General features: G+C 69.5%; 22 protein-coding genes and 2 pseudogenes. 7 read left to right on the forward strand and 17 right to left on the reverse strand.

The annotated features are described in order from the left end of the window. Nucleotides 1-69 precede the first annotated feature (69 nt). Together KSF81_RS00675 and KSF81_RS00680 are read left to right on the forward strand one after the other, a co-directional pair. Nucleotides 70-909 carry an EboA domain-containing protein gene (locus tag KSF81_RS00675; RefSeq protein ID WP_217377295.1) on the forward strand — a complete coding sequence of 280 codons (840 nt, stop codon included), beginning with the start codon at nt 70-72 and terminating at the stop codon, nt 907-909. Nucleotides 910-924: 15 nt separating this feature from the next. Further along, nucleotides 925-1,845 carry a TatD family hydrolase gene (locus KSF81_RS00680; protein ID WP_217377296.1) on the forward strand — a complete coding sequence of 307 codons (921 nt, stop codon included), beginning with the start codon at nt 925-927 and terminating at the stop codon, nt 1,843-1,845. Here KSF81_RS00680 and KSF81_RS00685 read toward each other — a convergent pair. The 4 genes from KSF81_RS00685 to KSF81_RS00700 form a co-directional block, all read right to left on the reverse strand. Beyond that, nucleotides 1,832-2,194 carry a transmembrane 220 family protein gene (locus KSF81_RS00685; protein ID WP_217377297.1) on the reverse strand — a complete coding sequence of 121 codons (363 nt, stop codon included), beginning with the start codon at nt 2,192-2,194 and terminating at the stop codon, nt 1,832-1,834. The two genes, KSF81_RS00680 and KSF81_RS00685, sit on opposite strands and share 14 nt — an antisense overlap. 105 nt (nt 2,195-2,299) lie before the next feature. Beyond that, complete coding sequence (locus tag KSF81_RS00690) at nt 2,300-2,773, reverse strand: c-type cytochrome (RefSeq protein WP_217377298.1); 474 nt, start codon at nt 2,771-2,773, stop codon at nt 2,300-2,302. A gap of 80 nt (nt 2,774-2,853) precedes the next feature. After that, entirely contained in the window at nt 2,854-4,296 is a 1,443-nt protein-coding gene (locus tag KSF81_RS00695; RefSeq protein WP_217377299.1) for a sorbosone dehydrogenase family protein, read from the reverse strand. 393 nt (nt 4,297-4,689) lie between these two features. Then, nucleotides 4,690-4,890: a hypothetical protein gene (locus KSF81_RS00700; protein ID WP_217377300.1), complete on the reverse strand. Its 201-nt coding sequence runs from the start codon at nt 4,888-4,890 to the stop codon at nt 4,690-4,692. Nucleotides 4,891-5,087: 197 nt separating this feature from the next. Between KSF81_RS00700 and rpsD the strand changes: the two genes are divergently transcribed. Continuing rightward, a complete protein-coding gene (gene rpsD / locus KSF81_RS00705; protein WP_217377301.1) occupies nt 5,088-5,705 on the forward strand; it encodes a 30S ribosomal protein S4 in 618 nt (205 codons plus the stop codon). Nucleotides 5,706-6,488: 783 nt separating this feature from the next. Here the strand turns inward: rpsD and KSF81_RS00710 are convergent. The 4 genes and pseudogenes from KSF81_RS00710 to cueR form a co-directional block, all read right to left on the reverse strand. Beyond that, nucleotides 6,489-7,380, reverse strand: a pseudogene (locus KSF81_RS00710) (transposase). 535 nt (nt 7,381-7,915) lie between these two features. After that, nucleotides 7,916-8,815 (reverse strand): DUF305 domain-containing protein, encoded by a 900-nt coding sequence (locus KSF81_RS00715; protein WP_217377302.1) that lies wholly within the window; start codon nt 8,813-8,815, stop codon nt 7,916-7,918. Between the two features lie 147 nt (nt 8,816-8,962). Further along, entirely contained in the window at nt 8,963-9,358 is a 396-nt protein-coding gene (locus tag KSF81_RS00720; protein ID WP_217377303.1) for a hypothetical protein, read from the reverse strand. A gap of 82 nt (nt 9,359-9,440) precedes the next feature. Beyond that, nucleotides 9,441-9,926: a Cu(I)-responsive transcriptional regulator gene (gene cueR / locus KSF81_RS00725; protein WP_217377304.1), complete on the reverse strand. Its 486-nt coding sequence runs from the start codon at nt 9,924-9,926 to the stop codon at nt 9,441-9,443. Between the two features lie 200 nt (nt 9,927-10,126). Here cueR and KSF81_RS00730 point away from each other — a divergent pair, with 200 nt between their 5' ends. Next, entirely contained in the window at nt 10,127-12,517 is a 2,391-nt protein-coding gene (locus KSF81_RS00730) for a heavy metal translocating P-type ATPase (protein WP_217377305.1), read from the forward strand. 306 nt (nt 12,518-12,823) lie between these two features. Here KSF81_RS00730 and KSF81_RS00735 read toward each other — a convergent pair whose 3' ends face one another. From KSF81_RS00735 to KSF81_RS00745, 3 genes are all read right to left on the reverse strand, one after another. After that, the gene (locus tag KSF81_RS00735; protein WP_217377306.1) at nt 12,824-13,159 is read right to left on the reverse strand and encodes a helix-turn-helix transcriptional regulator; all 336 of its coding nucleotides are present in this window, start codon (nt 13,157-13,159) and stop codon (nt 12,824-12,826) included. Nucleotides 13,160-14,009: 850 nt separating this feature from the next. Continuing rightward, nucleotides 14,010-14,690, reverse strand: a complete 681-nt coding sequence (locus KSF81_RS31760) for an invasion associated locus B family protein (protein WP_375293294.1) — start codon at nt 14,688-14,690, stop codon at nt 14,010-14,012. Then, a complete protein-coding gene (locus tag KSF81_RS00745) occupies nt 14,656-15,078 on the reverse strand; it encodes an autotransporter outer membrane beta-barrel domain-containing protein (protein ID WP_217381507.1) in 423 nt (140 codons plus the stop codon). The genes KSF81_RS31760 and KSF81_RS00745 overlap by 35 nt, the downstream gene beginning before the upstream one ends. 63 nt (nt 15,079-15,141) lie before the next feature. Between KSF81_RS00745 and KSF81_RS00750 the strand changes: the two genes are divergently transcribed. Next, on the forward strand, nt 15,142-15,993 hold the full coding sequence (locus KSF81_RS00750; RefSeq protein WP_217377308.1) for an IS5 family transposase: 852 nt from the start codon (nt 15,142-15,144) through the stop codon (nt 15,991-15,993). Here the strand turns inward: KSF81_RS00750 and KSF81_RS00755 are convergent. From KSF81_RS00755 to KSF81_RS00765, 3 genes are all read right to left on the reverse strand, one after another. Then, nucleotides 15,965-16,444, reverse strand: coding sequence for an autotransporter domain-containing protein (locus KSF81_RS00755; RefSeq protein WP_217377309.1), 480 nt, complete (start codon nt 16,442-16,444; stop codon nt 15,965-15,967). The two genes, KSF81_RS00750 and KSF81_RS00755, sit on opposite strands and share 29 nt — an antisense overlap. A 69-nt stretch (nt 16,445-16,513) precedes the next feature. Then, on the reverse strand, nt 16,514-18,067 hold the full coding sequence (locus KSF81_RS00760) for an IS3 family transposase (RefSeq protein WP_217377310.1): 1,554 nt from the start codon (nt 18,065-18,067) through the stop codon (nt 16,514-16,516). A 1,767-nt stretch (nt 18,068-19,834) separates the two neighbouring features. Next, nucleotides 19,835-22,576 (reverse strand): hypothetical protein, encoded by a 2,742-nt coding sequence (locus KSF81_RS00765; protein WP_217377311.1) that lies wholly within the window; start codon nt 22,574-22,576, stop codon nt 19,835-19,837. Between the two features lie 222 nt (nt 22,577-22,798). Between KSF81_RS00765 and KSF81_RS00770 the strand changes: the two genes are divergently transcribed. Further along, the gene (locus KSF81_RS00770) at nt 22,799-23,188 is read left to right on the forward strand and encodes a hypothetical protein (RefSeq protein ID WP_217377312.1); all 390 of its coding nucleotides are present in this window, start codon (nt 22,799-22,801) and stop codon (nt 23,186-23,188) included. A 550-nt stretch (nt 23,189-23,738) separates the two neighbouring features. On the opposite strand, the pseudogene KSF81_RS00775 reads toward KSF81_RS00770, so the two are convergent. The 3 genes and pseudogenes from KSF81_RS00775 to KSF81_RS00785 form a co-directional block, all read right to left on the reverse strand. Then, nucleotides 23,739-24,110, reverse strand: a pseudogene (locus KSF81_RS00775) (transposase); the annotation flags it as partial. 542 nt (nt 24,111-24,652) lie between these two features. Next, entirely contained in the window at nt 24,653-24,991 is a 339-nt protein-coding gene (locus tag KSF81_RS00780) for a glycosyltransferase (RefSeq protein ID WP_217377314.1), read from the reverse strand. 37 nt (nt 24,992-25,028) lie between these two features. Then, the gene (locus tag KSF81_RS00785) at nt 25,029-25,841 is read right to left on the reverse strand and encodes a tripartite tricarboxylate transporter substrate-binding protein (protein WP_309139432.1); all 813 of its coding nucleotides are present in this window, start codon (nt 25,839-25,841) and stop codon (nt 25,029-25,031) included. A 60-nt stretch (nt 25,842-25,901) separates the two neighbouring features. Here KSF81_RS00785 and KSF81_RS00790 point away from each other — a divergent pair, with 60 nt between their 5' ends. Further along, on the forward strand, nt 25,902-26,411 hold the full coding sequence (locus KSF81_RS00790; protein WP_217377316.1) for a helix-turn-helix domain-containing protein: 510 nt from the start codon (nt 25,902-25,904) through the stop codon (nt 26,409-26,411). Nucleotides 26,412-26,440: the final 29 nt, after the last annotated feature.

The raw sequence follows: 26,440 nt of genomic DNA on the forward strand, positions 1-26,440 counted from the left end.
CGGCCACCCTGGCATCCGGCGGACCCCGAGCGGAAAGGTGCCCAACCCATGCCGCGGCCCATGGATCTGATGACTGCCTGGCTGCAGGCCCAGCTTCCGCCCGATGCGCAGTCCTGGCTTGCGGACCAGTGCACGCGGCTGGAGGCCGGTGCCAGCGCCCGTGAGTTCAACTTGGCGATCAGCCTGGTGCCGCGACGGCTCGGCAAGGCCGACCTGGTGCTGGACGCGGCGGCGCTGGCGGCGGCGGAGGTGGCGCGCCCTGGCTGGGACCCGCGCGGCTGGAGCCTGGACCAGGCCGGCCGCCTCGTGCTGCTGCTGGCCGGCGGCGGCCAGGGCCCGGAATTCGCCGATCGCCTGCGCCAGCTCTTCGCCACCGCCGACATTGCCGAAATGATCGCCTTCTACCGCGGCCTGCCGCTCTATCCCGATCCGGAGCGGCACGAAGCCCGCGCGCGCGAGGGCGTGCGCAGCGGCATGAAGCCGATCTTCGAGGCGGTGGCGCACCGCAATCCCTATCCGGCCGAAAGCTTCGACGAGAACGCCTGGAACCACATGGTGCTGAAGGCCCTTTTCATCGGCTCGGCCCTCGCGCCCATCCAGGGGCTGGACCGCCGCGCCAACCCGACGCTCGCGCGCATGCTCTGCGACTACGCGCATGAGCGCCGCGCGGCCGGCCGGCCGGTCGGCCCGGAGCTCTGGCGCTGCGTCGGTCCGCATGCCGATGACGCGGCGCTCGACGACCTGGCGGCCGCGTTGCGGAGCGCCGATGTGGCGGAGCGGGAAGCGGCGGCACTCGCGCTGGCCGCCTGCCCCGCGCCGCGCGCCCGGGAACTGCTGGCGCAGGAGCCCGGGCTCGCCGCCGCGATCGAGACGGGCAGGCTGGCACAGCCCGGCGACACCGCGCGCTGAGGGAGCCGAGGGGCGATGTACATAGACACCCATACCCACATGATCTCGCGGACCACCGACGACTACGAGGCGATGGCGGCCGCCGGCGTCGTCGCCTGCATCGAGCCGGCCTTCTGGCTGGGCCAGCCACGCACCAATGTCGGCAGCTACATCGACTACCTCTCCACCATCATCGGCTGGGAGAGGTTCCGCGCGGGGCAATTCGGCCTGCGCCACTACTGCACCATCGGCCTCAACAGCAAGGAGGCGAACAACGAGGAACTGGCCGAGGCGGTGATGGAGATCCTGCCCCGCTTCGCGCTGAAGGAGGGCGTCGTCGCCATCGGCGAGATCGGCTACGACGAGCAGACGGATCCCGAGGATCGCTATTTCCGCCAGCAGCTCGATCTCGCCAGGGAGCTGTCCCTGCCGGTCATGATCCACACGCCGCATCGCGACAAGAAGCGCGGCACCACACGGTCCATGGATGTCGTGGTGGAGCACGGGCTCGACCCGTCCTGGGTGGTGGTGGACCACAACAACGAGGAGACGATGCAGGAGGTGCTGGACCGCGGCTTCTGGGCCGGCTTCTCGATCTATCCCGGCACCAAGATGGGGAATGAGCGGATGGTCGCGATCGTCCGCCGCTACGGCGCGGAGCGCATCATCGTGGACAGCGCCTGCGACTGGGGTGTCTCCGACCCCCTGGCCGTGCCGAAGACCGCCGAGCTGATGCGCCGCGGCGGCATCGCCGAGGAGGCGATCCGCACCGTGACCTATACCAATGCCCTGGCCGCCTACGGCCGCAGCGGCCAGATGCGGGAGGAGGACTGGTTGAACCCGCCACCGATCGACCAGCGGACGCTCTACATGGGCAACTCGGTCCTGCGCGGCGGGCAGGAGCCGCGTGTCGCGCTGGCACGGCGCCGCGGCGAGGAGGATCTCAGGATCGAGTGAGGCCGGGGCGCAGGCTGCGCCCGGCGCGGGTCGCGAGGAGGGCGAAGCCGGTCGCGCCGGCGCAGATCAGGTAGCCGAAAGCCTCGCGCGCCTCCTCCACATGGATCCAGCCGGGGCCGATCTTGCCGGCGAGGGCAGCGAAGCCCAGCAGGAACAGCCCGATGCAGAGCCAGGCGGCCAGGCGCAGCGCCGGGATGCGCGCGAGTGGCCGGCCCCGCAGCAGCACGGCAAGCTGGAAACCGGCCGCGAGCAGATAAACGCCGCCCCAGTAGAGGGCATCCGGGTCATTGTACTGCAGCACGGCAAAGAACAGCAGCACCACACCGAGCAGCATGCTGACGGCACGCATCAACGGCCTCCATCGCGGCAAGGCGGCGACTGGCGCAGCCGAAGGGAAGGTCGGGCATCCAGGTGCATGGCGTGCCGGCAGGCCATCCTGGTGCGGGTGCCGCCGCTACCGCGCGCCGCCGCGCTGCTCGCGCAGCCGGTCGATATAGGCCATGATCTTCAGGATCTGGTCCTGGTCCATCCGCCGCCCGAAAGCCTGCATCGCGCCGGCGGCGCCGCCATAGATCACCTCGAAAAGGCCGATATCGCTGCGGACGCGGGGATAGGCATATTGGTCATCCACCAGGCTCGGGCCGATGCGCCCGGTGCCATCGGGCATATGGCAGGAGACACACCATTGCGCCCAGAGGCTCCGGCCCGCCTGGGTCGCCACCTGGTCGCCGCGATACGGGTTCTCGCCCGTCCGGTGGAAGCTCCGCACCGCATCTGTGATGGCCTGCTGCGGGCGGAACTCAAGCTCCAGCGGACCATTGTCGAGCGCGTGCCGGAACTGGATCGTCCCGTCGGGATTGCGCGGGATGTCCTGGGCCAGGGCGGCCGCGGCGAAGGCGGCGGCGAGGATGCCGAGCGGGATGCGCAAGGACGGCTCTCCGGAGGAAAACGACGAAGGGGCCGGGCCCGCCGGCATGTCCATGGCGGGCCCGCCCCGGTTGGCCCGGCTCAGCGAGCCTGCCGCGGCTGCCCGGGCTGCGCCGGGGCCGCGGCGGGCTGCGCCGGCGGCTGCTGGCCCTGCGGCGCCGCGGTCCGCGCGGTGACGGCGCCCTGCGGCACGCGATCGGCCGCCACGACGCGCCAGAGCGAGCCCGGCGGGTTCTGCGTCGCACCCTGTTCGCCGATGTAGAAATTGTTGGCGTTCACGGCCATGACGTTGCCGTCCTCGTCATAGCCGCCGGCGGTGAATTGCAGGTTGGTGCGCAGCAACTCGCGCATCTGCCACCGGCGCGCGCTGTCGTCCCAGGCGATGCCGAAGACCCGCCCCGAGCACCAGTCGCCCACCAGATACAGGCTCTGCGGGCCGAGATCATTCGCCACGCCCAGGCCCTGGGCCGAGCAGCCCGAGCCCTCGCTCTGCTTCGGCGCGCCCGGATAGGCCTCCTCATGCGGGTATTGCGCGACCGGCAGCAGGCCGATGGTGGGGCACTGGTCGTTCGGGCCGGTCATCGGGTGGCAGAAGCTGCCCTGCATGTGCGACCAGCCGAAATTCTGGCCGCCGCGGCTGCCTGCGGGGATCCAGTCGATCTCTTCCCAGTGGTTCTGCCCGACATCGGCGATGTAGATGTCGCCGGTGCGCCGGTCGAAGGAGAATTCGTAGGGATTGCGCAGCCCATAGGCGAAGATCTCGGGCTTCGCGCGCGTACGGATCTGGGCGAATTGCTTCTCGGTGATGCCGAACAGCGTCATCAACTGCTCGCGCGCCGCACTGGCGAAGGGGTTCTCGCGCGGGATGCGGTAGGCGCGGCCATCGTCCTCGGGAACGTCCACGTCGATGCGCAGCAATTTGCCGAGCCAGGTATTGAGGTCCTGCCCGGCCTGCAGCGGGTCGCCTTCCCAGCCGCCGTCGCCGCTGCCGATATAGAGGAATCCGTCGGGGCCGAACTCGATCTGGCCGCCATTGTGGTTGTAGTAGGGCTGCTCGATCCGCATGATGACCTTCGCGGTTTCACGGATGCGCTCCGCCGAAACCACATTGGGGTTCGCCCGGTCCACCTGCAGGCGTAGGATCACACCGTCTCCATTGAAGGGCAGGGAGGCGTAGTGGACGAAGAAGTAGCCATTCTCCCGAAAGCGCGGGTGGAAGGCGACCGAATAGAGCCCCTGCTCGACGAAGCCGGTCTGCACGTCGGTGCCGAGCGGGTTGAAATTGGTCAGGTCGAGGAAGGGATCCTGCTGCACGGTGCCGTCGCGGTTGACCAGGCGGATGCGGCCGACGCGCTCCGTCACGAAGATGCGGCCGGTGCCGTCATTGGCATTCGCGACGTTGGTCGGGTCCTGGAAACCCTCCGCGACGCGGACGAGGGCGATGCGCGGATTGCCGGGCAGCGTGCCGCCCGGCCGCGCGACCTGATCGGCGGTCGCCGGATTCTCGGCCGCCATCGCCGGCATGCATGCCGCCGACATGCCGAAAACACAGCCGAGCAGGGCTGCGCGAAGCGCTCGGACGATCAGGCAGGTTTCCTCCCACCGATGTCTTGCCAATGACGCGCTTGGCCACGATTCCGAAGCCGCGTAGGCAAGCCTCCGTCTGGAGCCCGCGGCATGGCAATATCGTTTTCAGCATTGACGCGTTCGTGACACGAAATCGCGCACCACGACCGTTCAGGCAGGACATGCCGCCCGGTGAGAGGATGGCCAGGATGCGCTCCTCATGCCGGCGCGCAGGCGCTGGACGGCGTGCGGGCTTCCGGCCAGGGAGCGTGCCGCTGGGTCAGAGGGCGGGCCCGGAAAGCGAATTCGGACCCGATGATGCCAGGGGGGATCAACTGCGGCTTGGCAAAGCTACAGGCGCCGCGCCAGCTTCCGCGCCAGCGCATAGCCCAGAAGCCCGGCCACCGGCGCCGCCGGCAGCACCAGCAGCCAGCCGATATGCGCCCCCTGCACTACCAGCCCGAGCCCGATGCCGAGCATCAGCCCACCCACCAGGCTGCCCACGGTGCCGGCCGTGAGGCCGAGGATCAGGATCTCTTCACGGGTGACCATGCCGGCCGCCTTAGGCCGCGGCGCCGGGATTTGACAAGCCCGGGCCGAACCACCTAAACGGCGCCTTCCTCCTGGGAATGTGGACGGGCTCCAAGGGAACTTGGTTCGGCCCGCGCCCGCCCTCGCCCGTGTCGGGCCTGGGCCTACCGGGACAAACACGCGAGAAGAAGGCCGCCCCGAAGGGGCGGGTTTGCCGCATGACCAAACGCGCCGAATCCAAGTACAAGATCAATCGCCGCCTCGGGGTGAATCTCTGGGGCCGGGCCAAGAGCCCGATCAACAAGCGCGAGACCATCCCCGGCCAGCATGGCGCCCGCCGCAAGCAGAAGCCCACGGATTTCGGCGTGCAGCTCATGGCGAAGCAGAAGCTGAAGGGCTACTACGGCAATATCGGCGAGAAGCAGTTCCGTAAGTATTACGAAGAAGCCGTGCGCCGCAAGGGCGACACCTCCGAGAACCTGATCGCGCTGCTGGAGCGCCGGCTGGACTGCATCGTCTACCGCATGAAGCTGGCCGTGACCCCCTTCGCCGCCCGCCAGTTCGTCAACCACGGTCATGTCATGGTGAACGGCAAGCGGGTGAACATCCCCTCCTTCCAGGTGAAGGATGGCGACCAGATCGAGGTCAAGGAGAAGTCCAAGCAGCTCACCGCCGTGCTGGATGCGGCGCAGAGCGGCGAGCGCGACGTGCCCGAATACATGGAGATCGACCACCGCGCCATGCGCGGCCGCTTCCTGCGCGCGCCGAAGCTCTCGGATGTGCCCTACCCGGTGCAGATGGAGCCGAACATGGTGGTGGAGTTCTATTCGCGCTGAGATTGAGAGGCTGCATCTAGAGAAAGAGTATTTTCAGTAGCTTATAGGGGGGAGTGGTCGCGCCTCTCCCCCCTCACGCCTCCCCTCACGGTTTCCCCCTTACGCCTGCGTTGCCGAAGTATTCCGGGGCGGGCCTGCCGCACCTCAACACGGCCGAAGCGGAGCGAGGGAAAGCCGCCTGACACATGCGCTGGCAGCCTCACGCCCCCGTGCGTTATTGCGGCGGGCGTGAACAGGCGGCATGGGGTAAGGGGGGGTTTAGGCGATGGGCAAGAGCTTTGAGCGGGACAAGGCGAGGATGGTTCGCATCCTTCGGGCCTGTAACGCCCCGCAAGAGGTTGTGGCCGAGTTTGAGGAGGTGTGCCGCTATTGGGTTCGGTCGGACATCGCCACGGCGGAGGACATCCTCCTTGACGCGTGCAAGCGCCACAACTTCACGGCGCCATGGCAGGACGGGGAGAACGAAGTCGTATTCCGCCCCTATAGCATCGACCATCAACACCCGTCCCATCTCTCTGACAGCAGCGTGTCACTCGCTGGGGAGCAGAGTTACCGGCGCGGATATGACCAAGGTTTGGACTGCGTCTTAAACGACCTGGCTAGGAGCGTGCCGCTGGAGGAGACAAGGGCTTTCGCGGCGAGGGTGGACGACAGGTGCGTCCGCGGGCTGATCTGAGCAGTGGGCATGCGGCCGCATCCGCTTTCGGCGGTGTGGTTGGGCTCGGACGGGCGGCGTTGGAGGTTGCTGGGCGAGAGACGTAGTGGGGGCACTGGCCCCCTTGGTCATGGCCCGGCCGGGTGGAAGCTGCGGGCGAGGCCGCGGAACAGCACTGCATGTGGGCAGGCGGCGGCGAAGGCGATGCGGACCTTGCTGGCAGTCTCGATGATCCGGCCTGCGACCTTGAGCAGGTGCAGCCTGAGGGTGGTGAACTCGGCGGCGGCCAACTCATGCGTCCTGGGGATGCGATCGCGCAGGGTCAGCAGCAGCCAGTAAGCGGCGGCGTGAAGGGCCAGGCGGACCTGGTTGGCCAGCGGCGCGCGGCAAGACGTGCGATCAGAGGCGAGCTGGGCCTTGTGCAGTTTCACCAGGTTTTTCGCCTGTCCCCGCGCGCAATACAGGCTGTCATAGATCCACTCGGCGTGGCCTTGGGCGAAGCTGGTCACCACGAAGCGGATATCCAGGCCCTCGGTGCTGGCCTCTATGCGGGCGACCACCCGCCGCTCGCAGGACCAGGATTTGGCGCGGTAGCGGGTTTCGGCATAGCGGCGCAGGACCGGCGCGTTAGTCTCACCTCGCGCAAGGAGGGCGCGTGCTCCCAACGCGACATGGTCGGCTGCGAGCACAGGTCTCGCCCGCTGTCGGGCAGGCGGCCACAGGCCAGCTTGCAGCCGGGATCCCGGCGCAGGTGGTCGAGGTCGTCGGCATCCTCGTAGCCGCAGGCGATCGCCAGGATCCGGGCCCGCAGGATGTCAGCCAGCGGGTGGACCCCCGCGATGGGCCGCGTGGGTCGGAGATCAGCGCCGCCAGCCGGTCACAGACGCCGAGCTGGCGCTCGGCCACGGCCAGCAGCAGCACGCCACCATCCGAGGTCAGCCGCCCGCCGTCGAAGGCGGCTGCCACCTTCTTGCGGCCGATTGCTGGAAAGCCGAACGGCGCGGTCGTATTGTCATCCATGGCGGGTGTGGCGCGGCCTGAGGTCCTACGGGTTGGTCTCGACACCCAAATCCGTAAACGCAATCAGCACCTTACGCCACGCCCGCCAGCCGCACCGCAATGCCGTCGTGAATAAGACAGGCTAGCGGCCAGGTCGGCATACGGCTTGCCAGGCGGAGGCCGAGGGATGCGGGGCGTCGCCGGCCAGCAGACGCTGAGCCTCTGCCAGCACGGCATCGGCGCTGAGGACGAAGACGCGCCGCTCCACGCCGAAGGCGAGACCGCCGATGTCCACGCCGGTGAGAGGGCCGCGAGCTCAACGGCCAGGATTTCCCGCCCAGCAGCAGCAGGGAGGTGATCCGCACTGGTTCCGCGAAGGAGAGGTTAGCGCTCTTGGGCGGGGGTGCAGCATCGCCCCGCCCGCCGGTTCGGAGGCGCGGAGATCGGAATGCGGCCGTTGCCGGGCCGACCGCGGCGAGGCCCAGCAGGAGCCGCCGGGCGGCGAGACCGCCCACGGCCCGGAGGAGGTTGGTGATGGCCATCCCGGTGGTCTCTGTCAGTGCGTCGCTGGTCCGGCCGGGCCGAACTGTCCATGCGGCGCCGCCTGCGCCCGGGCCTGCGGTGCCAGGGACTGCGCCGCAGGAGCGGAAGCCGGGGCCTGCGGCGGCGCCGCGGCACCATGCCCGGCGTGGCCGCCACCGTGCTGCATGGCCTCCATGCCGTGAATCGCCGACGCGTCCACCTGCACCATGTTCGGGTCGCCGGGGTAGGCGGCGACCACCGAGCGCATGAGCGCGATCTCCTGGCTCTGGTCGGTGACGATGTCGACGTTCATCAGCCGGAGGAAGGTGTTCCGGGCGTTCTGGTCGGCGTTGTAGGCCCGCGCCATGTCGAGCGCCGCCTGGTGGTGGACCGTCATCCCCTTGGCGAACTGCACGTCGCGCGCGGTGACAGGGGCATCGGAGCCCAGCGCGGCCAGCGGGCTTGGGATCGGCGACTTCAGGAAGCGCTGGCGCTGCCCCAGCCCCTCGGTCGCCATGGACTGAGCGGCGAAGCGCAGGATCCCGAGGTCCACCACCACAGGCGGCCGGTCGAGGTTCCGCGCCACCTCGTCGAGCAGGCCGATCTCGAAGCGCTGGTTGCGGATGATGGCATGCGCCAGGCGCCGCAGCACCGGGCTGCTCGCCTGCGGGTCGGCGAGGTACTCCTGGGCCATGGTCAGCGCCCCGGCGTGGTGGTGGCGCATGCCGGCGACGTAGTCGCGGTCGGCCTTGAGGGCAGCCGGGTTCGCCGGCCCGTACCAGGTCGTGGTGGCCGGGGTGCCACCGGGCTCGTAGCCGTCCTCGATGGCGGCGAGGGCAGGGGTGGCGGCGAGCGCCAGCCCGGCGGTCGCGGCAAGCAGGGTGAGCCGGAGCGAGGACCGCTTGGCGGCCTGGTTGCGGATGGTTGTGGACATCTGTGTGTTCCTGTCGCTCTCGCCGCGGTCCTGGGGGCGTGTGGTCCGGGCGGATCGCGGCGCCCCTGTCAGGGCCGTGTCGTCGTACGAAGCCCGGCATATCCGGCCGTCGGGTCTGCGGGGCTCCGCGGACCGGGCGGCACTTGGTCAGGCGGCTTCGCGCGGTGGCGGCAGGGCGGGAGCGACGTCGATGCCGTGCGGCCGCTGCGTTTCGAAGGCGTAGCGGGCCGACGGTCCAAGGGAGGGGAGAAGGCTTGTCGCCGCGAGCGGCGGAGCAGCGACCATGGCCGGGCACTGGGCGGACACGCAGCAGGCCAACCCGGCTTTGCCGCCTGGATCATCGCACGGCTGGCCCTGGTCGTCGGCCTGACGGAGGAGGTGGCCGTGCAGGTGGTGGCCGGCATCGGCCGCCTGACCCGCGGAGACGGCATTGTCGTGCACGACGCAGTGGACGGCGGCCTGGTGGCCGGCCGGCGCGGCCGAGGCGTGCCGCAGGGGAGCGGCCGGCAGGACGAGCAGGGCCAGCGCGAGCAGGCCCGCCACCACCCTCCTGAACATGCCCGTGCCCCTCGGCATCCGCTTCTGCCTCATCGTCCCGTGTCGCCCTCGGCTCGACCTCTCCGGTTTACGCGCCGTGGTGGTGACCGCGTCGATGCGCCTCGAGAGGATGCCCCCGACGTTCCCGGACAAGGGGCTCAGCTCTTCGCCTGGCTGTCCGGTCCACATCGCCTTCGAGGTCGCGCAGGATCGGGCACTCCGGCCGGTGGTCGCCGTGGCAGGCATCGGCCAGCTCCCGGAGGGAGTCCCGCATCGCGGTGAGCTCGACGATCTTGGCCTCGAGTTCGGCCACGTGCTCCTCGGTGATCCGCTTCACGTCGCCGCTCGAGCGTTCCCGGTCCTGCCAGAGACCGACCAGCAGCCTGATGCGCTCGATGGAGAGCCCGAGGTCGCGGGCACGCCGGATGAAGCGCAGGGTGTTCACGTCCGTGCCGGAGTAGACGCGGTAGCCCGCCTCGGTCCGGCCGGCCTTGGGGATGAGGCCGATGCTCTCGTAGTAGCGGAGCATCTTCGTCGAGACGCCAGAGGCCGCTGCCGCCTGTCCGATGTTCACGGTCGCCCTCCTTCCGGAGCACCTGGTTCTGCAACTGCGGCCAAGATGGGGCTTCCTACCGTGGGAAGGTCAAGGGCCGAGTAAGGCATCCAATTCCTTTACGAGAAGCTTGACCTTCCCGTCATGGGAAGGGGGAAGGTGCGAAGACCACGACACCACATCCGCCCGCGATGCCGCGGGCCCTGTCGGAGGCGGCACCTATGAGCGGTCAGCACAACGGCCACGAACATCACAAGCACCATGCCGGGCACGGCCATGATCACCGCCGGGGTGGCGCTGCCGTGGCCGACGCCACCCTGGTGACCGATCCCGTCTGCGGCATGAGGGTGGACCCGGTGACCTCGAAGCACCGCGCCGAGCACGCCGGGCAGACCTTCCACTTCTGTTCGGCCGGCTGCCGGACCAAGTTCGTGGCCGATCCTGGCAAGTACCTGGGCAACAGAGAGCCGGCCCGCCGCGCCGAGCCGGTCATGCCCGGCACGACCTACACCTGCCCCATGCACCCGCAGATCCGGCAGGCCGGCCCCGGCAACTGTCCGATCTGCGGCATGGCGCTGGAGCCGGAGGTGCCGACCGGCGAAGCCGGACCGAACCCCGAACTGGTCGACTTCACCCGGCGCTTCTGGATTGGCCTGGCGCTCACGCTGCCGGTCTTCGTGCTGGAGATGGGCGGGCACCTGCTCGGCCTCGACCATCTGGTCGGGCGCGGCACCTCGAACTGGATCCAGCTGCTGTTCGGCACGCCCGTGGTGCTCTGGGCGGGCTGGCCCTTCTTTGTGCGCGGCTGGCAGTCCCTGGTGAACCGCAGCCTGAACATGTTCACCCTGATCGCGCTCGGCACCGGCGTCGCCTGGCTGTTCAGCGTGGTGGCCACGGTGGCCCCGGGGGTCTTCCCGCCGGCGTTCCGCGGCCACGACGGCTCGGTCGCGGTCTACTTCGAGGCCGCGGCGGTGATCGTGGTGCTGGTGCTGCTCGGCCAGGTGCTGGAGCTGCGCGCCCGTGAGCGCACCGGCGGCGCCATCCGCGCCCTGCTCGACCTCGCCCCGGCCATGGCCCGGCGCATCGGCGCCGATGGGTCGGAGGAGGAGGTGCCGCTCGCGGCCGTGATGGTGGGCGACCACCTGCGGGTGCGGCCCGGCGATAAGGTGCCGCTCGACGGCGCGGTGCTGGAGGGCGGCAGCAACCTCGACGAGAGCCTGGTCACCGGCGAGCCGGTGCCGGTGCGCAAGGGCCCGGGCGACCAGGTCATCGGCGGCACGCTGAACGGCCAGGGTGCCTTCGTCATGCGCGCCGACCGGGTCGGGCAGGACACGGTGCTGGCGCAGATCGTGCGCATGGTGGCCGGGGCGCAACGCAGCCGGGCGCCGATCCAGCGCCTGGCCGACCAGGTCGCGGGCTGGTTCGTGCCGGCGGTGGTCCTGGTGGCGGTGCTGGCCTTCATCGCCTGGGCGGTATGGGGGCCGGAGCCGCGGCTGGCCCATGCCCTGGTCGCGGCCGTGACGGTGCTGATCATCGCCTGCCCCTGCGCCCTCGGCCTGGCCACGCCGATGTCGATCATGGTGGGCGTCGGCCGCGGCGCCCAGGCCGGGGTTCTGATCAAGAACGCCGAGGCGCTGGAGCGCATGGAGCGGATCGACACGCTCGTCGTCGACAAGACCGGCACGCTCACCCAGGGCAGGCCGGAGGTGGTGGCCGTGGTGCCGGTGCCGGGCTTCGAGGAGGCCGAGGTGCTGCGCCTCGCCGCCGGGCTGGAGCGGCCGAGCCAGCACCCGCTGGCCGAGGCGGTGGTGCGGGCGGCGGAGGGGCGCGGCCTCGCCGTGCCGTCCGTGGAGGGCTTCGACGCGCCGTCCGGGCGCGGCGTCACCGGGATGGTCGAAGGGCGCCGCGTGGCGGTCGGCAACGCGCGGCTGATGCAGGAGCAAGGCGTGGATGCCGCGGCCGTCACGGCGGAGGCGGAGCGGCTGCGCGGGGAGGGGGCCACGGCCTTCTTCGTCGCAGTGGACGGCCGCCCCGCCGGCCTGGTCGCGGTGGCCGACCCAGTGAAGGAGACCACGCCGGTGGCGCTGGCCGGCCTCGCCGCGGAGGGCGTGCGGGTGGTCATGCTCACCGGCGACAACCGCACCACGGCGGAGGCGGTGGCCAAGCGCCTCGGCATCGCCGAGGTGGTGGCCGAGGTGCTGCCCGAGGACAAGCAGCGCGCAGTGGAGCGACTGAGGGCGGAGGGTCGGCATGTGGCGATGGCGGGCGATGGCGTAAACGACGCGCCAGCGCTGGCCGCCGCCGAGGTCGGCATCGCCATGGGCACCGGGACCGATGTGGCCATCGAGAGCGCGGGCGTAACCCTGCTCGGCGGCGACCTGACGGGTATTGTCCGCGCCCGACGGCTGTCGCGGGCGGTGATGCGCAACATCCGGCAGAACCTGTTCTTCGCCTTCGCCTACAACGCCGCCGGCGTGCCGGTTGCGGCCGGGGTGCTCTACCCGTTCCTCGGCATCCTGCTCTCGCCGTTGATCGCGGCGGCGGCCATGGCGCTGTCCTCCGTCAGCGTGGTCGGGAACGCCTTGCGCCTCAGGGCTACACGGCTGGGCTGACCACCGTGCCTGAGCGGCGCCGCGCGACCCGGAAGATCGGGCCGCGCGGACGCGCCGATGTCAGCTACCGCAGCGGCATCCGGAACCGCAGTGGCTCTCCTGTCCGCACCGGCACGCATCGCCGCACCGGCAATCTGAGCCGCACGCGCAGGATGCCGCGGCCTTGGCGCCGCAGCGGCAGTCAGGGCCGCAGGTGCAGGTCGGCCGGCAGTTGCAGTTGAAGTCGGTGGACATCGTGACCTCCGTGGCTTGGGTTGACGCCCTGAACCTATCCGCGTCCCGCGGTGGTTCGCTTGAACGAAGGGGCTACCCGATGTGCAGCGAAGAGGGCGCGAGGCCGAACATGCGCCTGAAGGTGCGGCTCAGGTGTGCGGAGTCGGCGAAGCCGGCATCGTGCGCCGCGTCGGTCAGCGAGCCGCCCGCGGCGAACACGTCCACCGCTCGCCCGAGCCGGAGCCAAAGGGCATACCCGCGGTAGGGGAGCCCCGTCTCGGCCACGAAGAGGTGCCGGAAGCGGCCCGCCGAGAGGCCAACTGCCGCGGCAGCCTCCCCCAGGGTGGGGGGGATCGTCGACCCGGTCGGAGAGCAGCCGTATCGCGCGGAGGACCCGCGGATCTGGCGTGCCCTTCGGCACGGCGCCACCTCGGAGGCGGTCGACGATGCCGCGGGCGATCTCCTCCATCCGGGTCCGCCCGCCGGCGGTCCGGTAAGCCTCGAGCAGCAGGGCGGGCCCGTCCCCCAGGTGCTCGGGTGAAAGCCGCGAGATGGTTCCGCCGCGGCAGTGCTTCTCCTGGAGGGCCAGACCCTCGACGGATTCCGGCTCGACGAAGACCAGGGCCACCGTCCCCTCCGCCGAGAACACGTGCGGCCGGTTCGCGGCCACGATGGCGGCGGTCAGGCCTTCACCGAAGTCCGGGGTCGCGGGATCGCGGAGGCGGAACTCCCCATGCAGCGCCATGGTGATCTGGATCGCGTGGTGGGCATGCAGACCGGTGGTCGCCTTGGTCTCGCCAATCCAGATGCTGCCGCCCTGCCAGATGGCAATCCGGCCGCTCGACGTGACCTGCATGTCGCAGCCCTTCCCCCTGCGCCGAATGCCCTCGGCGGACCGGCCCGAAGCCCCTCTCCGGCGAGATGCGCCCGTCCTGCCACCGAGTCTATCGCAATGGTGAGATTGGCCTCCCACTGACGATCTTACGGCTGACCGCCGGGGCCGCGCCCTCGGCAATGCGCCGGGGTCGCTCGCCGATGCCGCGCAGTTGTGCCCTCGCTGCGGCGAGAGATAGCGGGCACAGGACAGCGCCAGCTGCCAATGCGCCCAGGTCCCGCCGCGGCGGCCTCGCAGGCCGGTCAGACGGGCTGGTTGAGGGCCATCACGGACCCGTCTTGCCCACTTATTGCCTCCAAACCCGGCAGCGTGTGGCCGCCGTCAACAGGAATTCTGATTCGACGCCTATCCAGACGCTGGCGTGCTGAGAGGTAGTAGCGATCCTCACCGGCGCTCAGGAGAGCGGAGAGCGCCGAGAGCGTTGGCGAGTCCACGGAGCGATATTGGCAGGGAGAGCACTTGGCCATCTCCGTCGTGATACTCGAGCTTGGCAGGTCCGGCCCGGTGGGTAAGCGAGCCAAGCTCGGCGTCCGAAGGCTGTGTCTCGGCGAAGCAGCCGCGGGGCAGGCAGCGGCGGAAGGCGAGCATAAGAGCGGGCTGACCCTCCATGCTGAGGCGCAGGGGCTCGGTAACAGTTGTGCTCGTCCCGACCTGAACTGAAATCGAGATCGAAGATTGGGCGGGTGGGGTGGTGCGACGCATGGTGATGTGGGCCAGCGACTGGCCACGCTGGTCAAGGATCGTCTGGGTCACCTCGCAGGTGCCCTCCTCCGTACCGGGCGGAAGTTCGCAGCGCAACACCCAGTCGCCGTAAGAAGCCGTGGTGCGATTGGGACGTGGCACCGCCGCCTGTTCCCGTACGGGCGGGGACGGCGCGGTGGTCGGCGGTGTGCTGCGGGATGGCGCCTGGGCCAGGGCGCTCCAGGGCTGGCTGCATAGGGCTGTCAACATCGCGAGGGCGGTGGCACGAGGGAGTGTCGTGGGCATCGCGGATCGTCCTTCTCGCGGGGTGGTGCTCTCGTGAAACTGCTCAGAATCGGTAGGCGAGCCGTCCCATGCCAGCATGACCTGTATAGCCGTCGCCGGTCTCCGCGCTGTACTGGAGCCGGAAGTCCCAGTTCGTGCTACTCAACAATTCGGCGCCGGCCGTGAATTTGCCGAGCACGTCCGGGATCGGCGTGGCGGCGCGGAAACCCCGGCTTTCCGTCTGTCCGGCAAAGCGTGCCGTGGCTGCCCAGTCGCTATTAGCGAGGAAAGCAATGCCTGCACTTGCGAAGGGGCGCAGCACGGCCGCATTGCCGAGAGGAATGCGTCCACCGATCTCGACCGCGGGGGTGGCAGCAAAGGTGGAAGCACCCTCGGCCTCCACCGCCAGATTGAAGGGTCCTGCGCCGGTTTCCGTATAGCTGCTGCTCTGCACATAGTTCAGGTGCAGGTCGATCCGAGGCTGCAGATACCAGCCTGCTTAGAGCGTATCCCAGTAGGAGGATGATCCTCGGCTCTCCATCTACCTGGGATGACGAGAGGGACTGCACGGAAAGCGAGGAAGTGGCGCGTTCGGGACGACGGCTGGCGGTTGCCGGACGCGCTCTGGGCCAAGATGGGGCCACTGCTGCCACCACGCCCGCCGCACCCACTGGGCTGCCACAACCCGCGGGTGCCGGACCGGGCGGCGATGGACGCCATCTTCTTCGTGCTGCGCACGGGGTGTCAGTGGAATGCGCTGCGGGAGACCACGATCTGCTCGTCGTCCTCGGCGCACCGGCGCTTCCAGGAGTGGCTCGCGGCCGGGGTCTTCGCGGCGTTCTGGCGCGAGGGCCTGCTGGCCTACGACGCACTGCGTGGCATCGCCTGGACCTGGTTGGCGCTGGACGGGGCGATGGGCAAGGCGCCGCTGGGTGGCGAGAAAACCGGCCGCAACCCGACGGACCGCGGCAAGCGCGGGGTGAAGCGCCTGGTGCTGACCGACGGCCGCGGCGTCCCGCTCGGGGCGACCATCGACGGGGCCAACCGCAACGATCACAAGCTGATGCGGGAGACGCTCGAGGCCATCCCGATCGAGCGGCCCGAACCGACCCGCCGTCGACCGCAGCACCTCTGCCTCGACAAGGACTTCGACTACGACGAGCCGCGCGCCCTGGCCGAGGAGTTCGGCTTCACCCTGCACCTGCGCACACGCGGCGAGGAGGTCAGCGCCAAGCGTCACGCCCGGGCCAAGGCGCGGCGCTGGGTGGTGGAGCGCACGCATTCATGGCTCCATCGGTTCCGCTCGATCCTGATCCGCTGGGCCAAGAAACCCAGCAACTACCTCGCGCAGCTCCACTTCGCACTCGCCATCATCACCTGGCGACATGCCCTACCGGGATAGGCTCTAAGGGCACCTGATAGGCGATGCGCGAATGGACGCCCAAGTGCCAGGCGGTCGGCGAGGCACTCGCCGTGCCGCCGACCGGGCCTATGAAGACGCTGCGCCTGCTGTCATACCAACCATAGCCGAAATCGAGCACGCCGGAGACCTGCCAGGGCCCGGTTTGGTAGCGCAGGATTGCGCCCGCCAGCAAGCTGTCGCCCCTCACCGTGGCGGTGCCGCCATCGCCGCGGAACTCGCTGTTCTCATAGGCGAGGGAGCCGCCAAGGAACCAGCCGGGGGCGATCTCACGCTGGCCGCCGGCCTGGAAAGTCCAGGCGTTCATCCGGTAGCCGAGCGCACCACCCCTGCCGTCCTGGTCGGCATGGCCGCCGAAGAAGCGTGCCCAGCCGCAGCTGGCCTCATCCTGCGATAGGCCGGCCCCCTCGAAGGTCGCGCAGTCGTTCAGCATGTTGGTGATGAAATTCTGGCTCGAGCTGTGGCGGAAGCGGTATTTGTCAAAGAAGTTGTCCGGTGCCCATCAGGCGGCGTCTCTGATTTCGTGGTCGCTGATGTCGCGCTCGGGGTTGAGGCAGACGTCGCCGACCGGCGCCCAGTTTCGGATTTGGCGTGACCACCGCGCGGGGTTGGCGGCGCGAGCTTCGGTATAGAGCTCGGTCCGACGCTCGAGGAGCGCGCGATCCTCACCTGCATGCCGGGCGCTGGGCGTGACGAACTGGATCGCGCTGTGGCGGTGCTCGTGGTTGTACCAGGCCACAAAACGGGCGACCCAGTGTTGCGCGTCCTCCCTGCTGGCGAACCCCGATGCTGGCCAGTCCGGCCTGTACTTGCAGGTACGGAACAGGGCTTCGGAGAACGGGTTGTCGTCACTGACGCGCGGGCGGCTGTAGGAGGCGATGACGCCGAGCCGTTCGAGGGTGGCCTTCATGGTCGCGCCCTTCATCGGGCTGCCGTTGTCGGCGTGCAGGACGAGAGGGCGGGTGAGGCAGCCCTCGGCCCAGACCGCGCGGCGCACGAGCTCGGCGGCCAGCTCGGCGGCTTCGCGCTCGTGGACCTCCCAGCCGACAATCTTGCGGCTGTAGACGTCGAGGATGAGGTAGAGATAGAAGAACCCGCCCCGGATCGGGCCGGGCATCCAGGTGATGTCCCAGCTCCAGACTTCGCAGGGGCCGCGGGCGCGGTGACTGGTCGGCGGTTGGCGACGCGCCGGCGGCCTCGCCCGGCCACGGTGGTGCTGCTGACCCTCAGCCCGCAGGATGCGGTAGAAGCTTGCTTCCGAGGCGATGTAGCGGCCCTGGTCTGCGAGGCGGGGCACGATCTGACTTGGCGGCAGGCTCTTGAAGGCCTGGCTGTTGCAGGCCTCCAGCACGGCCTGGCGTTCCGCCTCGGACAGCCTGTTGCCCGGTGCTGGCCGAGGCGCCGTCGGGCGGCGGTCTTCGGGCGCGCCGTCCCGGGCCCGCCAGCGGCGACAGGTCCGTTCATCGAGCGCGAGTTCCGCACAGGCCTGGGCGCGGCGCGCGCCGGCCGCGACAGCCTGGTCGATCAGCGCCATGGCGTTCTGGCGATCTGGGGTGCTGATCATGCGTCCTCGCCGTCCCCCCCAGATCGCCGCGGCGTTTTTTCGCAGCACCAGCAGCGCCGCCGCCTCGGCCAGCGCCTTCTCCTTGCGCGCCAAGTCCCGCTCGATGGCCTTGATGCGCTTCTTCTCCTCCTTAGTCGCCTGGCCCAGCCGCTGGCTGCTGGCGCGGTCCCAGTCGTTGGCCTGCTCGCAGGCGGTCCGCCAGGCTTGGATCTGCTCGGGGTAGAGACCCCGCTGGCGGCAGTAGGCGGCGAGATCGGCCTCGTTCAGGGCGGCGGTCTCGAGAACGGCGGCGAACTTGTCGCGCGACGTCCAACCCTCCGGGCCGGCGTCGGCATCGGGCAGGAGCCGCCCCTGGCGGCGAGCCTCGCGGCGCCAGGTGTGCAGCGTTGCCTCGGAGATCCCTTCCTCCTTGGCCAGCTGCCGCAAGGGCACCGCGTTCGGCGGCTCCAGCTTCCTCAGAACCGCCGCGCGGCGTTCCGTCGAGTAGGCCAAATCATCCCTCCGTCCCGCCCCTCTGGAAATGAGAGATCATCTCAAGGCGCCGGACAACTTCCCTGCCATAGGGGGAAGGCGGCGATGGCGCCGACCGTCTGCCCGGAGAGGCTGTGCAGGACCTGCCCATAGCGCGCCCCATTGCCGATCCCGGCCAGTGCCGTGAAGGCCGCGTCGAGCCTGGCACCCCCGTTCCAGAGTTCCTGCAAATGCCCTGCTACCTGGCGCTGGTTGTTGCCGAGCGCGCTGGCGGCCGCGCTGAACTCCGCCACGGGCTGCACCTGCAGGGCGCCGCCAGCCTGCCGCAGGTCGAAGCGAAAGAGATGCATGCGATTGGAGGAAAGGCCGGCGTCTACCATGACCCCATCAGTTGCCGTCAGCACGGTCACGGCACGGTTGGCAACCACCACCGGATGCACCTCCACCGTGCCGCCCAGGCGCACGCTGCCCTGCACGCTGAGCTGATCGGCCGTGCCGGTGGCATGGTTGGTGTCCACCACAAGGCGGCCCGTCGTGCCCTGGACCAGGTCGCCCGTGAGCGCCGTCCGGCCAATCACCCCTGCCCCACCGACATGCAGGGTGCCCGCGTTCCGCAACACGCCGCCGCTCAGGTCGATGGTGGTCGGGGCGTCGATCACGCCGCCCGGTCGGTTGTCGACGACGCTGCCGGTTCCGCCGCCGAGCACGATGTCGCCCTTGATCGAGCCGGTGTTGGTGACGCTGGTGTTGCTTCGCGGCGTGTCCGCCGAGATGGCCAGGCCGCCAATCGACTCGATCCCGCCTGCATTCGTGATCTGGTTCGCCGTGCCGCCCAGCAGCCGGATCGCCGCGGTCTCACGCAGGTTCGGATTCTTGGGATCTGGTGTCCCGCCATCGACCTCCGAGAGCCGATCGATCGAGATCCGGATCGGGCCGGAGGATGTGCCGGCACTCTGAGCGAAGATGCCAGCCGATCCCACGCCGAACGTCTGGACACGGCTGCCGGTGAGCGACACCGTCACACCGCCGCCGGTGCCACTGCCGCCCGCCGTGCCCCGCGCGATGATGCCGGTCGCCCCCGCGGCAGGGACGTCGTAGCCGATCAGGCCGCCGCCGCCGCCGATGCTCTGCGCGAAGATGGCCGGGGCGTAGGAGCCAAACGTCCGGACAAATGCGTTGCTCGCTGTGATCGATACTGCACCTCCGTCGCCGCCATTGGCCTTCACCGCATTGGCTGTGCCGGACTGGTAGGAGCCGACCGCAGACAGGTCGCCGGCGACGCCGCCGCCACCGCCGATGCTCTGCGCCAGCACCCCGTAGGCGCCATTGCCGTTCGTGGTGATGGTCGTGTTGGTCTGTAGCTGGATGATGACGGGGCCGCCATTCCCGCTCGCGCCGCCAGCGCCGCCGGTGCCGCCCGGCGGCAGGGTGACCCGGCCACCCACCGCCATGCCGCCACCGCCGCCAATGGATTGCGCCAGGATGCCATGCGCATCGAGGCCCGATGTCGTGACCGGGCCACTGGTGGTGACCCGCACCTCCCCGCCTTGGCCCGAGATGCCGTTCTGGCCACCGAAGGTCAGCGTCAGGCCATGGACATCACCGACACGCCCCTGCGGATTTACGATGATCTTGGAGGGGTCGAAGGTCTGATCGGTGGTCATGGTGCGCACCAGGCCGCCGCCGCCGCCGATGCTCTGTGCAAAGATGGCGATGCCATGCTTGCCGGTGGTGGTGATGCTGCTGCCGCTGGTGCCGTCCCCGGTGGTCACGCTGACGGTGCCGCCATCACCGCCTCGGCCGCCATTGCCGCCAACACCGACCGAGAGGCTTTTCAAGGAGCCGCTGACCGTCCCGGCCAGCGATCCCTCGCCGCCACCGCCGCCGACGCTCTGTGCGAAGATGCCGAAGGCTGCGACGCCCTGGGTCAGGATGGTGCCGCCCGTGCCATTGACGACGGTCACCGGGCCGCCGATGCCACCACCCCCGCCCCTGCCGCCCACCCCGACCGCAGTCTGGACCGGCGTATCGTCGCTCGCCCCGCTGGTCGAACTCGCCGCCCCGCCACTTCCGCCGCCCCCACCGACACTCTGGGCGTAGATGCCGTCGGACTGGGCGCTGAAGGTGGCGATCGACCCGAGATTGGTCGCATTCGCGGCGCCCCCATTGCCTGCCGCGCCGCCGCTGCCCCCCGACCGAGACCGAGACGTTGATCTGCACGCTGGTGCCGTTCTCCGCCTCGCCGGCCTGTGGCTGCGTGAAGATGCCCCGCAACTCGTCATAGGTCGCCTTGATGTCCTCGCCAATCTGGCCGATCTGCAGGATGCCGTCGCCGAGGTTGATGACGTTCTGGTTGATGTTCAGCCCGGCTGACAGAGTGTCGAACAGGGCCTGCGCGTTGGACAATGTGGTCACGCCCCCGGCTGTCGCGCCGCCCTTGCCGCCCTTGCCGCCACCCCCGCCGATGCTCTGCACCGAGAGGGCAATGGCGTCGGTGCCCCGTGTCACGATGCTGCCGCTGTTCTGCACCGTTGCCGTGTTGCCGTTGCCGCCGGCGCCGCCGCTACCGCCGATGCCGACCGCAATGGCCAGGTTGCCGCCGCTGGCCGTGGCGGTGCCGCCACCGCCGGCCCCGCCACCTCCGCCAACGCTCTGGGCGAACACGCCATCCGCTCCATCGCCGCGGGTGGTGATGGCACCGCTGTTGGTCAGGCCGACGATGCCGGCGTGCCCGCCGGTGCCACCCCTGCCGCCGATTCCAATGGAGGTGCTGAAGCTACCCTTGGCCTCATTGGACGATGCGGTGGCGTCTCCACCACCGCCGGTTCCGCCGCCCCCACCGACGCTTTGCGCGAAGACGCCATAGGCATCCTGGCCCAGGGTCGCGATCAGCCCCTGGTTGGCGATGGTCACCGCACCGCCGGTACCGCCCGTCCCGCCGGCGCCACCGACCGCCACCGAGACTGAGACTGAAAGGCCGCCCCCGGTGTTGCCACCCGAATAGGAGGCGGCCGTGCTGTCGCCGCCGGTGCCACCACCACCACCGACCGACTGCGCCATGACCCCGATGGCGCCGTCGCCGGCCGTGGTGATCAGCCCGGCATTGTTGAGCCCGACAGTGCCCCCGGTGTTGCTGGCGCCGCCGGCGCCGCCGGTCGCGACCGAGATGGAGATGGCGGGGATGTTCTTGTTCGGGGAGAGATCGACCGCGCGCGCCGCGGCCGCGCCGCCGGTGCCACCGCCGCCGCCGATGCTCTGGAGCAGGACGCCGTGCGCGTCCGGGCCATAGGTCGTGACCTGCGCGGTATTGGTGACGGACACGTCGCCCGCCGGGCCGCCGCCGCCACCGCGGCCGCCGACCGCCACCGACGCGACTGGAACGATGCCGCCCACGAATGACACCGACGAGCCACCCTTGCCGCCGCCGCCGCCGATGCTCTGTGCCTGGATGCCGGCGGCATGGTCGCCATAGGTGGTGATCAGTGCGTTGCTGGTGACGTTCACCGGGCCACCATGGCCGCCGCCCCCGGCATCGCCGCCGATGGCCATCGACAGGATCCCAATACCCTGGGAGACGGCGCTGCCACCGGCGCCACCGGAGCCGCCGATGCTATGCGCCAGAATTCCGGCGCCGCCGAGCGTACTGGTGGAGGCGAACACGCCCTGCGCCAGGTTCAACCTGACCGTGCCGCCATCGCCGCCAAGGCCACCATTGCCACCGATGGCGATCTGGGCACCGATGGCGACGTCGTTGGTATCGCCACCCGAACCGCCGCCGCCGCCGCCGCCGACGCTTTGCGCCAGAATTGCAACAGCGTTCTTGCCGGTGGCGACCACCGACCCCCGCAGCGAATCCACCTCCACCGCGCCGCCATGGCCGCCCGCCGCCCCCGCGCCGCCCTCGGTGTTGAAATGCGCCTGACCACCATTGCCGCCACCGCCGCCGATGCTCTGCACCAGGGCGCCATGCGCGAAGTTGCCCGATGTCCGGATGCTGCCGGCAGTCGTCGCGTTGCCGATGGTCAGCGTTGCACTGCCGCCAGCACCGGCAAACCCGCCGCCACCGGCCTGACCTTCAATGGCAGTGGCGTCCCCGCCCTGTCCGCCAACGCCGCCGTTGGACTGGACCAGGACCCCGTGCCCGCTGACCTGGCCCGAGGCATCCGATCCGTTATAGGTCACCGCTCCAAGGAGCGTGGCACTGGCCGAGCCGCCATTACCGCCATTCCCGCCATTGCCGCCCGAGGCACCGGTCCCGTAGTGCGGTACTCCGCCATGACCACCGTTGCCGCCATTGGAGGACACGGAGATCCCGCTGCCGTAGGACAGGTACGAGGCTAAGCTGACCGTGACAGTCCCGCTGCTGAGCAGCACGCTGGCTGGCCCACCATCACCGCCAACTCCGCCATTGCCGCCCACGGCTGTGGTAAAGCTGACCCCGGTCGCGCCGCCAGAGCCCCCGAACCCACCTTCCGCCGTGGCAAGCAGGCCGAACTGCGAGGTCACTACGGTGCCGCTGAGCCACTGCACCGATGCCGCGGCCGCTCCTCCCCCATTACCGCCAACGCCGCCTTGGGCGGTGTCAAATAGGTCGCCAGTAGTGTAAGCGTCAGCGCCATTGCCACCATTTCCTCCGGTCGACACTGCCGCCACACCTTGACTCTCCGCGCGGACGGAACCGCTGGCAATCAGTGCAACGGAGCCACCGGAGCCTCCCGGGGCTCCGTCGCCTGATTGCCTGGCGAAGGTTCCTTGATCGTCGGCCTCTCCTCCGGCGCCACCGACGCCACCGAGGGAGTTTCCGCTCAGTCCAATCGTGGCCAGACCTGTCGTCGGGTCCGGGACAAAGGTGCCATCGAACCTGAGCGTGATTCCACCGCCGGCCGCACCAGCACCGCCATTGCCCCCGACAGCGGAGAAATTGCTTACAAAGCCGCTCTCGCCGCCTGCTCCTCCAGTTCCGCCCGCACTGGTGATGCGCGCGCCAAAGGTCTGGAGTCCGGCATCGGGATTACCGCCACCAATGATGGTCAGCGCGCTGTTCGTGCCATCGATCTGGCCGCCGGGCTGTCCTGGACTGCCAGGACTACCGGGCTCCCCAAATCCTCCATCCCCTCCCACGCAGCCAGCGAGACCTCGTGAGGTCGCCGAGTAGGGTGTCAGGGGCGGCGTCGTGCCGAAGCTTTGGTTGGAGAAACTAGACTGCACCGGTGGCGGCGGCGAAGGGTTGCTGCTGGCGTTGCACTGGGCCTGCGCCATGTCCGGGTACATGAACTGCGCGACCGTGAAGGTGCCCAGAGCCAGGAGGAGCGATGATTTCAAGCGGCCATCGGACCTCCTTCCGGCGACAACAGCATGGGCGATCGTGACCATCGGTGCGCATGGCAGGCCACCCGTCGAGTTCTGGCATAGGTCGGAAATGCGAGAACGTGTCAGGGCGGCCGCTGGCGATGTCAGCAGCATGCCGTCATCGTGCCCCGTTCGGGAAACTGCTGCGTCGCAGATGCTCGCCCCCGCACTGGCCCGGTTCTCGGTTACCACTGGCTTGCCGAGCCTCATCCGGGCGTGACAGGGAACGGCAAACGCAGGCTTGCCGGTCGCCAAGCCCCGACGGCCTGCAGGCAAGTGCGTCATGTTTGCCGTTCCTATAGTTGTTCTTAAGGCACAACGCGCATATTAGAGCGCGATGTGTTTACTTTTGTCCATATCCGGAATGTGCAGCACTATCGGCACACTCCTGCGGCGTGTAGGTGTCGAGGAGTATGCCGATAGTGCTGCATACCGCGTCCTGGGTTCGTGCGGCGGCCTTGCGCATCAGGTGTTTGAGTTTGGCGAAGACCTGCTCGCTGGGGTTCAGATCGGGCGAGTATTGCGGCAGCAGGAGTGGCTTGGCGCCGGCCTGGCGGGTGGCGCGGCGCACGGCCGCGCTCTTGTGGCTGCTGAGGTTGTCCATGATGACGAGATCGTCCGGCCGCAGCGTTGGCACCAGGACCTGCTGCACAGAGACGCCAAACCTTTCGCCGTGCATCGGGCCATCGAGTAGCCAGGGTGCTTCGTAGGGATCGTGACCGCGGCCATGCAGGAGACTTTGGCCGCCGAGCTCGCGGCCCTGCTCACCGGGGTGGACATCGGCGGCCTCGCCTTCGGCGCGGAGCGGCGCGTCTGCGTCCTCGGCGCCGATGCCGTGCTGGCCGAGGCTCGGCGTCTGCTGGAGGCCCCGCACCTTCGGGCTCCGGATGGCGCGCCGGGTGCCTGGTCCGGCCCGACCCAGCTGAGCTCGGCTCCCGGTGGCCGCGGTGTCACGATGATCTCCCGCGCGCGCACCGCGATCACGTCTGGTGCGGAGGGGGTTTGGCCGCGTCGAGGTGCCGGCGACGTGCCTGGCCAGAGTGAGGTGATCTGATGGACGGCCCCAGCTCCGCGACCAGCTTCACCCGCCACACCAGGTTCACCACCGGTCCCTGCTCCCTCGCCCCGCGGGCCAGGAGCCTACCCGAGCGGCGCCTCGGGGACCTGCCCCCCGCGGCTTTGCATGCTCTCAAGGACTGGCGCGCCTTCAAGACCGTGCCGCTGCCGCGGTAGCGCGGTCGCCGCCGGGCGCACCGTTCAGTGGGACTGGGCGGCGGGAACCAGGTTCGCTACGAAGATCTCGGTGCAGGTGCGCCAGGAGAAGCGCTCCGCATGGGCGCGGCAGGCGGCCGGGTCGGCACCGAGGGCCATTAGGCAGGCGGTCCGGAGGTCCCGGTGCAGCGCCCCGATGTCCTGACGCCCGTCGAGCACGTCGAGCGGGCCGGTGACGGGATAGGCGGCCACCGGCATGCCGCAGGCCAGCGCCTCCAGCAGCACCAACCCGAAGGTGTCCGTGCGCGAGGGGAATACCAGTGTAGCCGCCGGAGTGAAACTGACCCGGTCGCCGGTTGAAAGCTGACCCAGGTCTAGGGTCAATGCTGTTCACTTTGAGATCCTTATCGCGGACCTGTAATCAACGCAGGTAATCGGCTGCGGGGCGCGGGGCCGCAGCGGGTAGTTGCTCATCTTGCGCTTGACCCCGCGCGGCACCTGTCGGCCTCGGCCGCTCGCGGCACGCTCCTCCAGAATCTCGCCCAGCCCGTTGCGGCAGTGCCGCAACCATGCAGGGTGCGCCTGGCGAGGCGAACCAATTCAAGGCGCCGGGTTGGCCCCGAGCGTGCTCGACGAACTCGGCCAGCGTACGGACCGGCAGCGTCGGCGAGACGGAAACGACGAAGAAGTCGGCCGCACCGGTGGAGATCGGCACCAAGTCGGCCTCCGGGTCGAAGGGCAGACGCCCCTCGTGCAGGAGCGGCGCGACCGTCACCGCCGCGACGAAGCTGTAGAAGAGGGCTTCGCTGGGGCGGGCTTGGACAAATGCCTCGGCTCCGATCACGCCGTCGGCACCGGCCCTGTTCTCCACCGCAATCGGGTGGCCGCGGCGGCGCGCCAGCCCTTCGGCCAGCAGGCAGCCGGCGAGGTCGGGGGGGCGCTCGGGGGCACCGGCACGATCATACGTGCGGGGCGGAATGCAGGAGTAGACGGGTTCACTGACAACGGCTGCGCATCCGCGGGGCGGGTAACGACGACCGCGACGGCGCCGGCACTCAGCCCGAGGCTGGCCCTGCGGGTCAGGGTGAGTCCAGACATGGCGCTTCATCTCCCAGGTACCGGTGTCGTCGGCCCGGGGACATCGCAACATACCCGCTCTGAGACGGGTTTGTTGATGCCGATGCCGCAAGGCGGCTTTCGAAGCTGCGCCTGGGTACCTTCTGTCAGATTTCATCCACTAAGTAGGTAGCCAAAAGTTTTCGACCAGTCTGATCTTGCTGGCACACTGGCTGGCATGCGTGGACATGCAAAGCGTGAGGTGCAGCGGTTTTTTCCGGCCGATCGGCGCCGCCTTGAGCGTGTGTTATCGGTGGCGCGCGAGGCACGGTTGTACCGCCGGGTCGAGGCGGTGCTGCTGGTCGCTGAAGGACAGCCAATCAGTGAGGTGGCCCGGCACGTGCGCGCCACACGGTTCAGTGTTCGCGGGTGGCTCGAACGCTACCTGGCGGCCCATGATGCCGCCGCCCTGGCGGACCGCCCGCGCCCCGGGCGACCGCACTCGGCCCCGCGGCTCACTCCGTGCCGCCTGGCGGCGGCCCTGGCACGCGACCCGCGCGGCTGCGGCTATCAGGCGACGAGTTGGACGGTGCCTCTGCTCAGGCAGTATCTGCACCGACGTCACGGCATCACGGTCGGCGCCCGAACGCTGCGCCGCCGCCTGCATGAGGCGAACTACCGCTGGAAGCGGCCCCGCTACGTCTACGTCGGACGGGCAGTACATCTGGCCCAGAAAAAAGGGGAATAATCCGGCGCCTGCGCGCTGGCTGGCGCGCC

Source organism: Siccirubricoccus sp. G192 (genome assembly GCF_019084075.1).
Classification (GTDB): domain Bacteria; phylum Pseudomonadota; class Alphaproteobacteria; order Acetobacterales; family Acetobacteraceae; genus G192.

Excerpts from the sequence above, each read along its gene's own strand:
- KSF81_RS00730 (WP_217377305.1), top strand. The coding sequence starts at position 10,127 with ATGAGCGGTCAGCACAACGGCCACGAACATCACAAGCACCATGCCGGG.
- KSF81_RS00680 (WP_217377296.1), top strand. The coding sequence starts at position 925 with ATGTACATAGACACCCATACCCACATGATCTCGCGGACCACCGACGAC.
- KSF81_RS00755 (WP_217377309.1), bottom strand. The coding sequence starts at position 16,444 with ATGCTGAACGACTGCGCGACCTTCGAGGGGGCCGGCCTATCGCAGGAT.
- rpsD (WP_217377301.1), top strand. The coding sequence starts at position 5,088 with ATGACCAAACGCGCCGAATCCAAGTACAAGATCAATCGCCGCCTCGGG.
- KSF81_RS00790 (WP_217377316.1), top strand. The coding sequence starts at position 25,902 with ATGCGTGGACATGCAAAGCGTGAGGTGCAGCGGTTTTTTCCGGCCGAT.
- KSF81_RS00715 (WP_217377302.1), bottom strand. The coding sequence starts at position 8,815 with ATGTCCACAACCATCCGCAACCAGGCCGCCAAGCGGTCCTCGCTCCGG.
- KSF81_RS00750 (WP_217377308.1), top strand. The coding sequence starts at position 15,142 with ATGACGAGAGGGACTGCACGGAAAGCGAGGAAGTGGCGCGTTCGGGAC.
- KSF81_RS00700 (WP_217377300.1), bottom strand. The coding sequence starts at position 4,890 with ATGGTCACCCGTGAAGAGATCCTGATCCTCGGCCTCACGGCCGGCACC.
- KSF81_RS00685 (WP_217377297.1), bottom strand. The coding sequence starts at position 2,194 with ATGCGTGCCGTCAGCATGCTGCTCGGTGTGGTGCTGCTGTTCTTTGCC.
- KSF81_RS00785 (WP_309139432.1), bottom strand. The coding sequence starts at position 25,841 with ATGAAATCTGACAGAAGGTACCCAGGCGCAGCTTCGAAAGCCGCCTTG.
- KSF81_RS00675 (WP_217377295.1), top strand. The coding sequence starts at position 70 with ATGACTGCCTGGCTGCAGGCCCAGCTTCCGCCCGATGCGCAGTCCTGG.
- KSF81_RS31760 (WP_375293294.1), bottom strand. The coding sequence starts at position 14,690 with ATGCTGGCATGGGACGGCTCGCCTACCGATTCTGAGCAGTTTCACGAG.
- KSF81_RS00695 (WP_217377299.1), bottom strand. The coding sequence starts at position 4,296 with ATGCCGGCGATGGCGGCCGAGAATCCGGCGACCGCCGATCAGGTCGCG.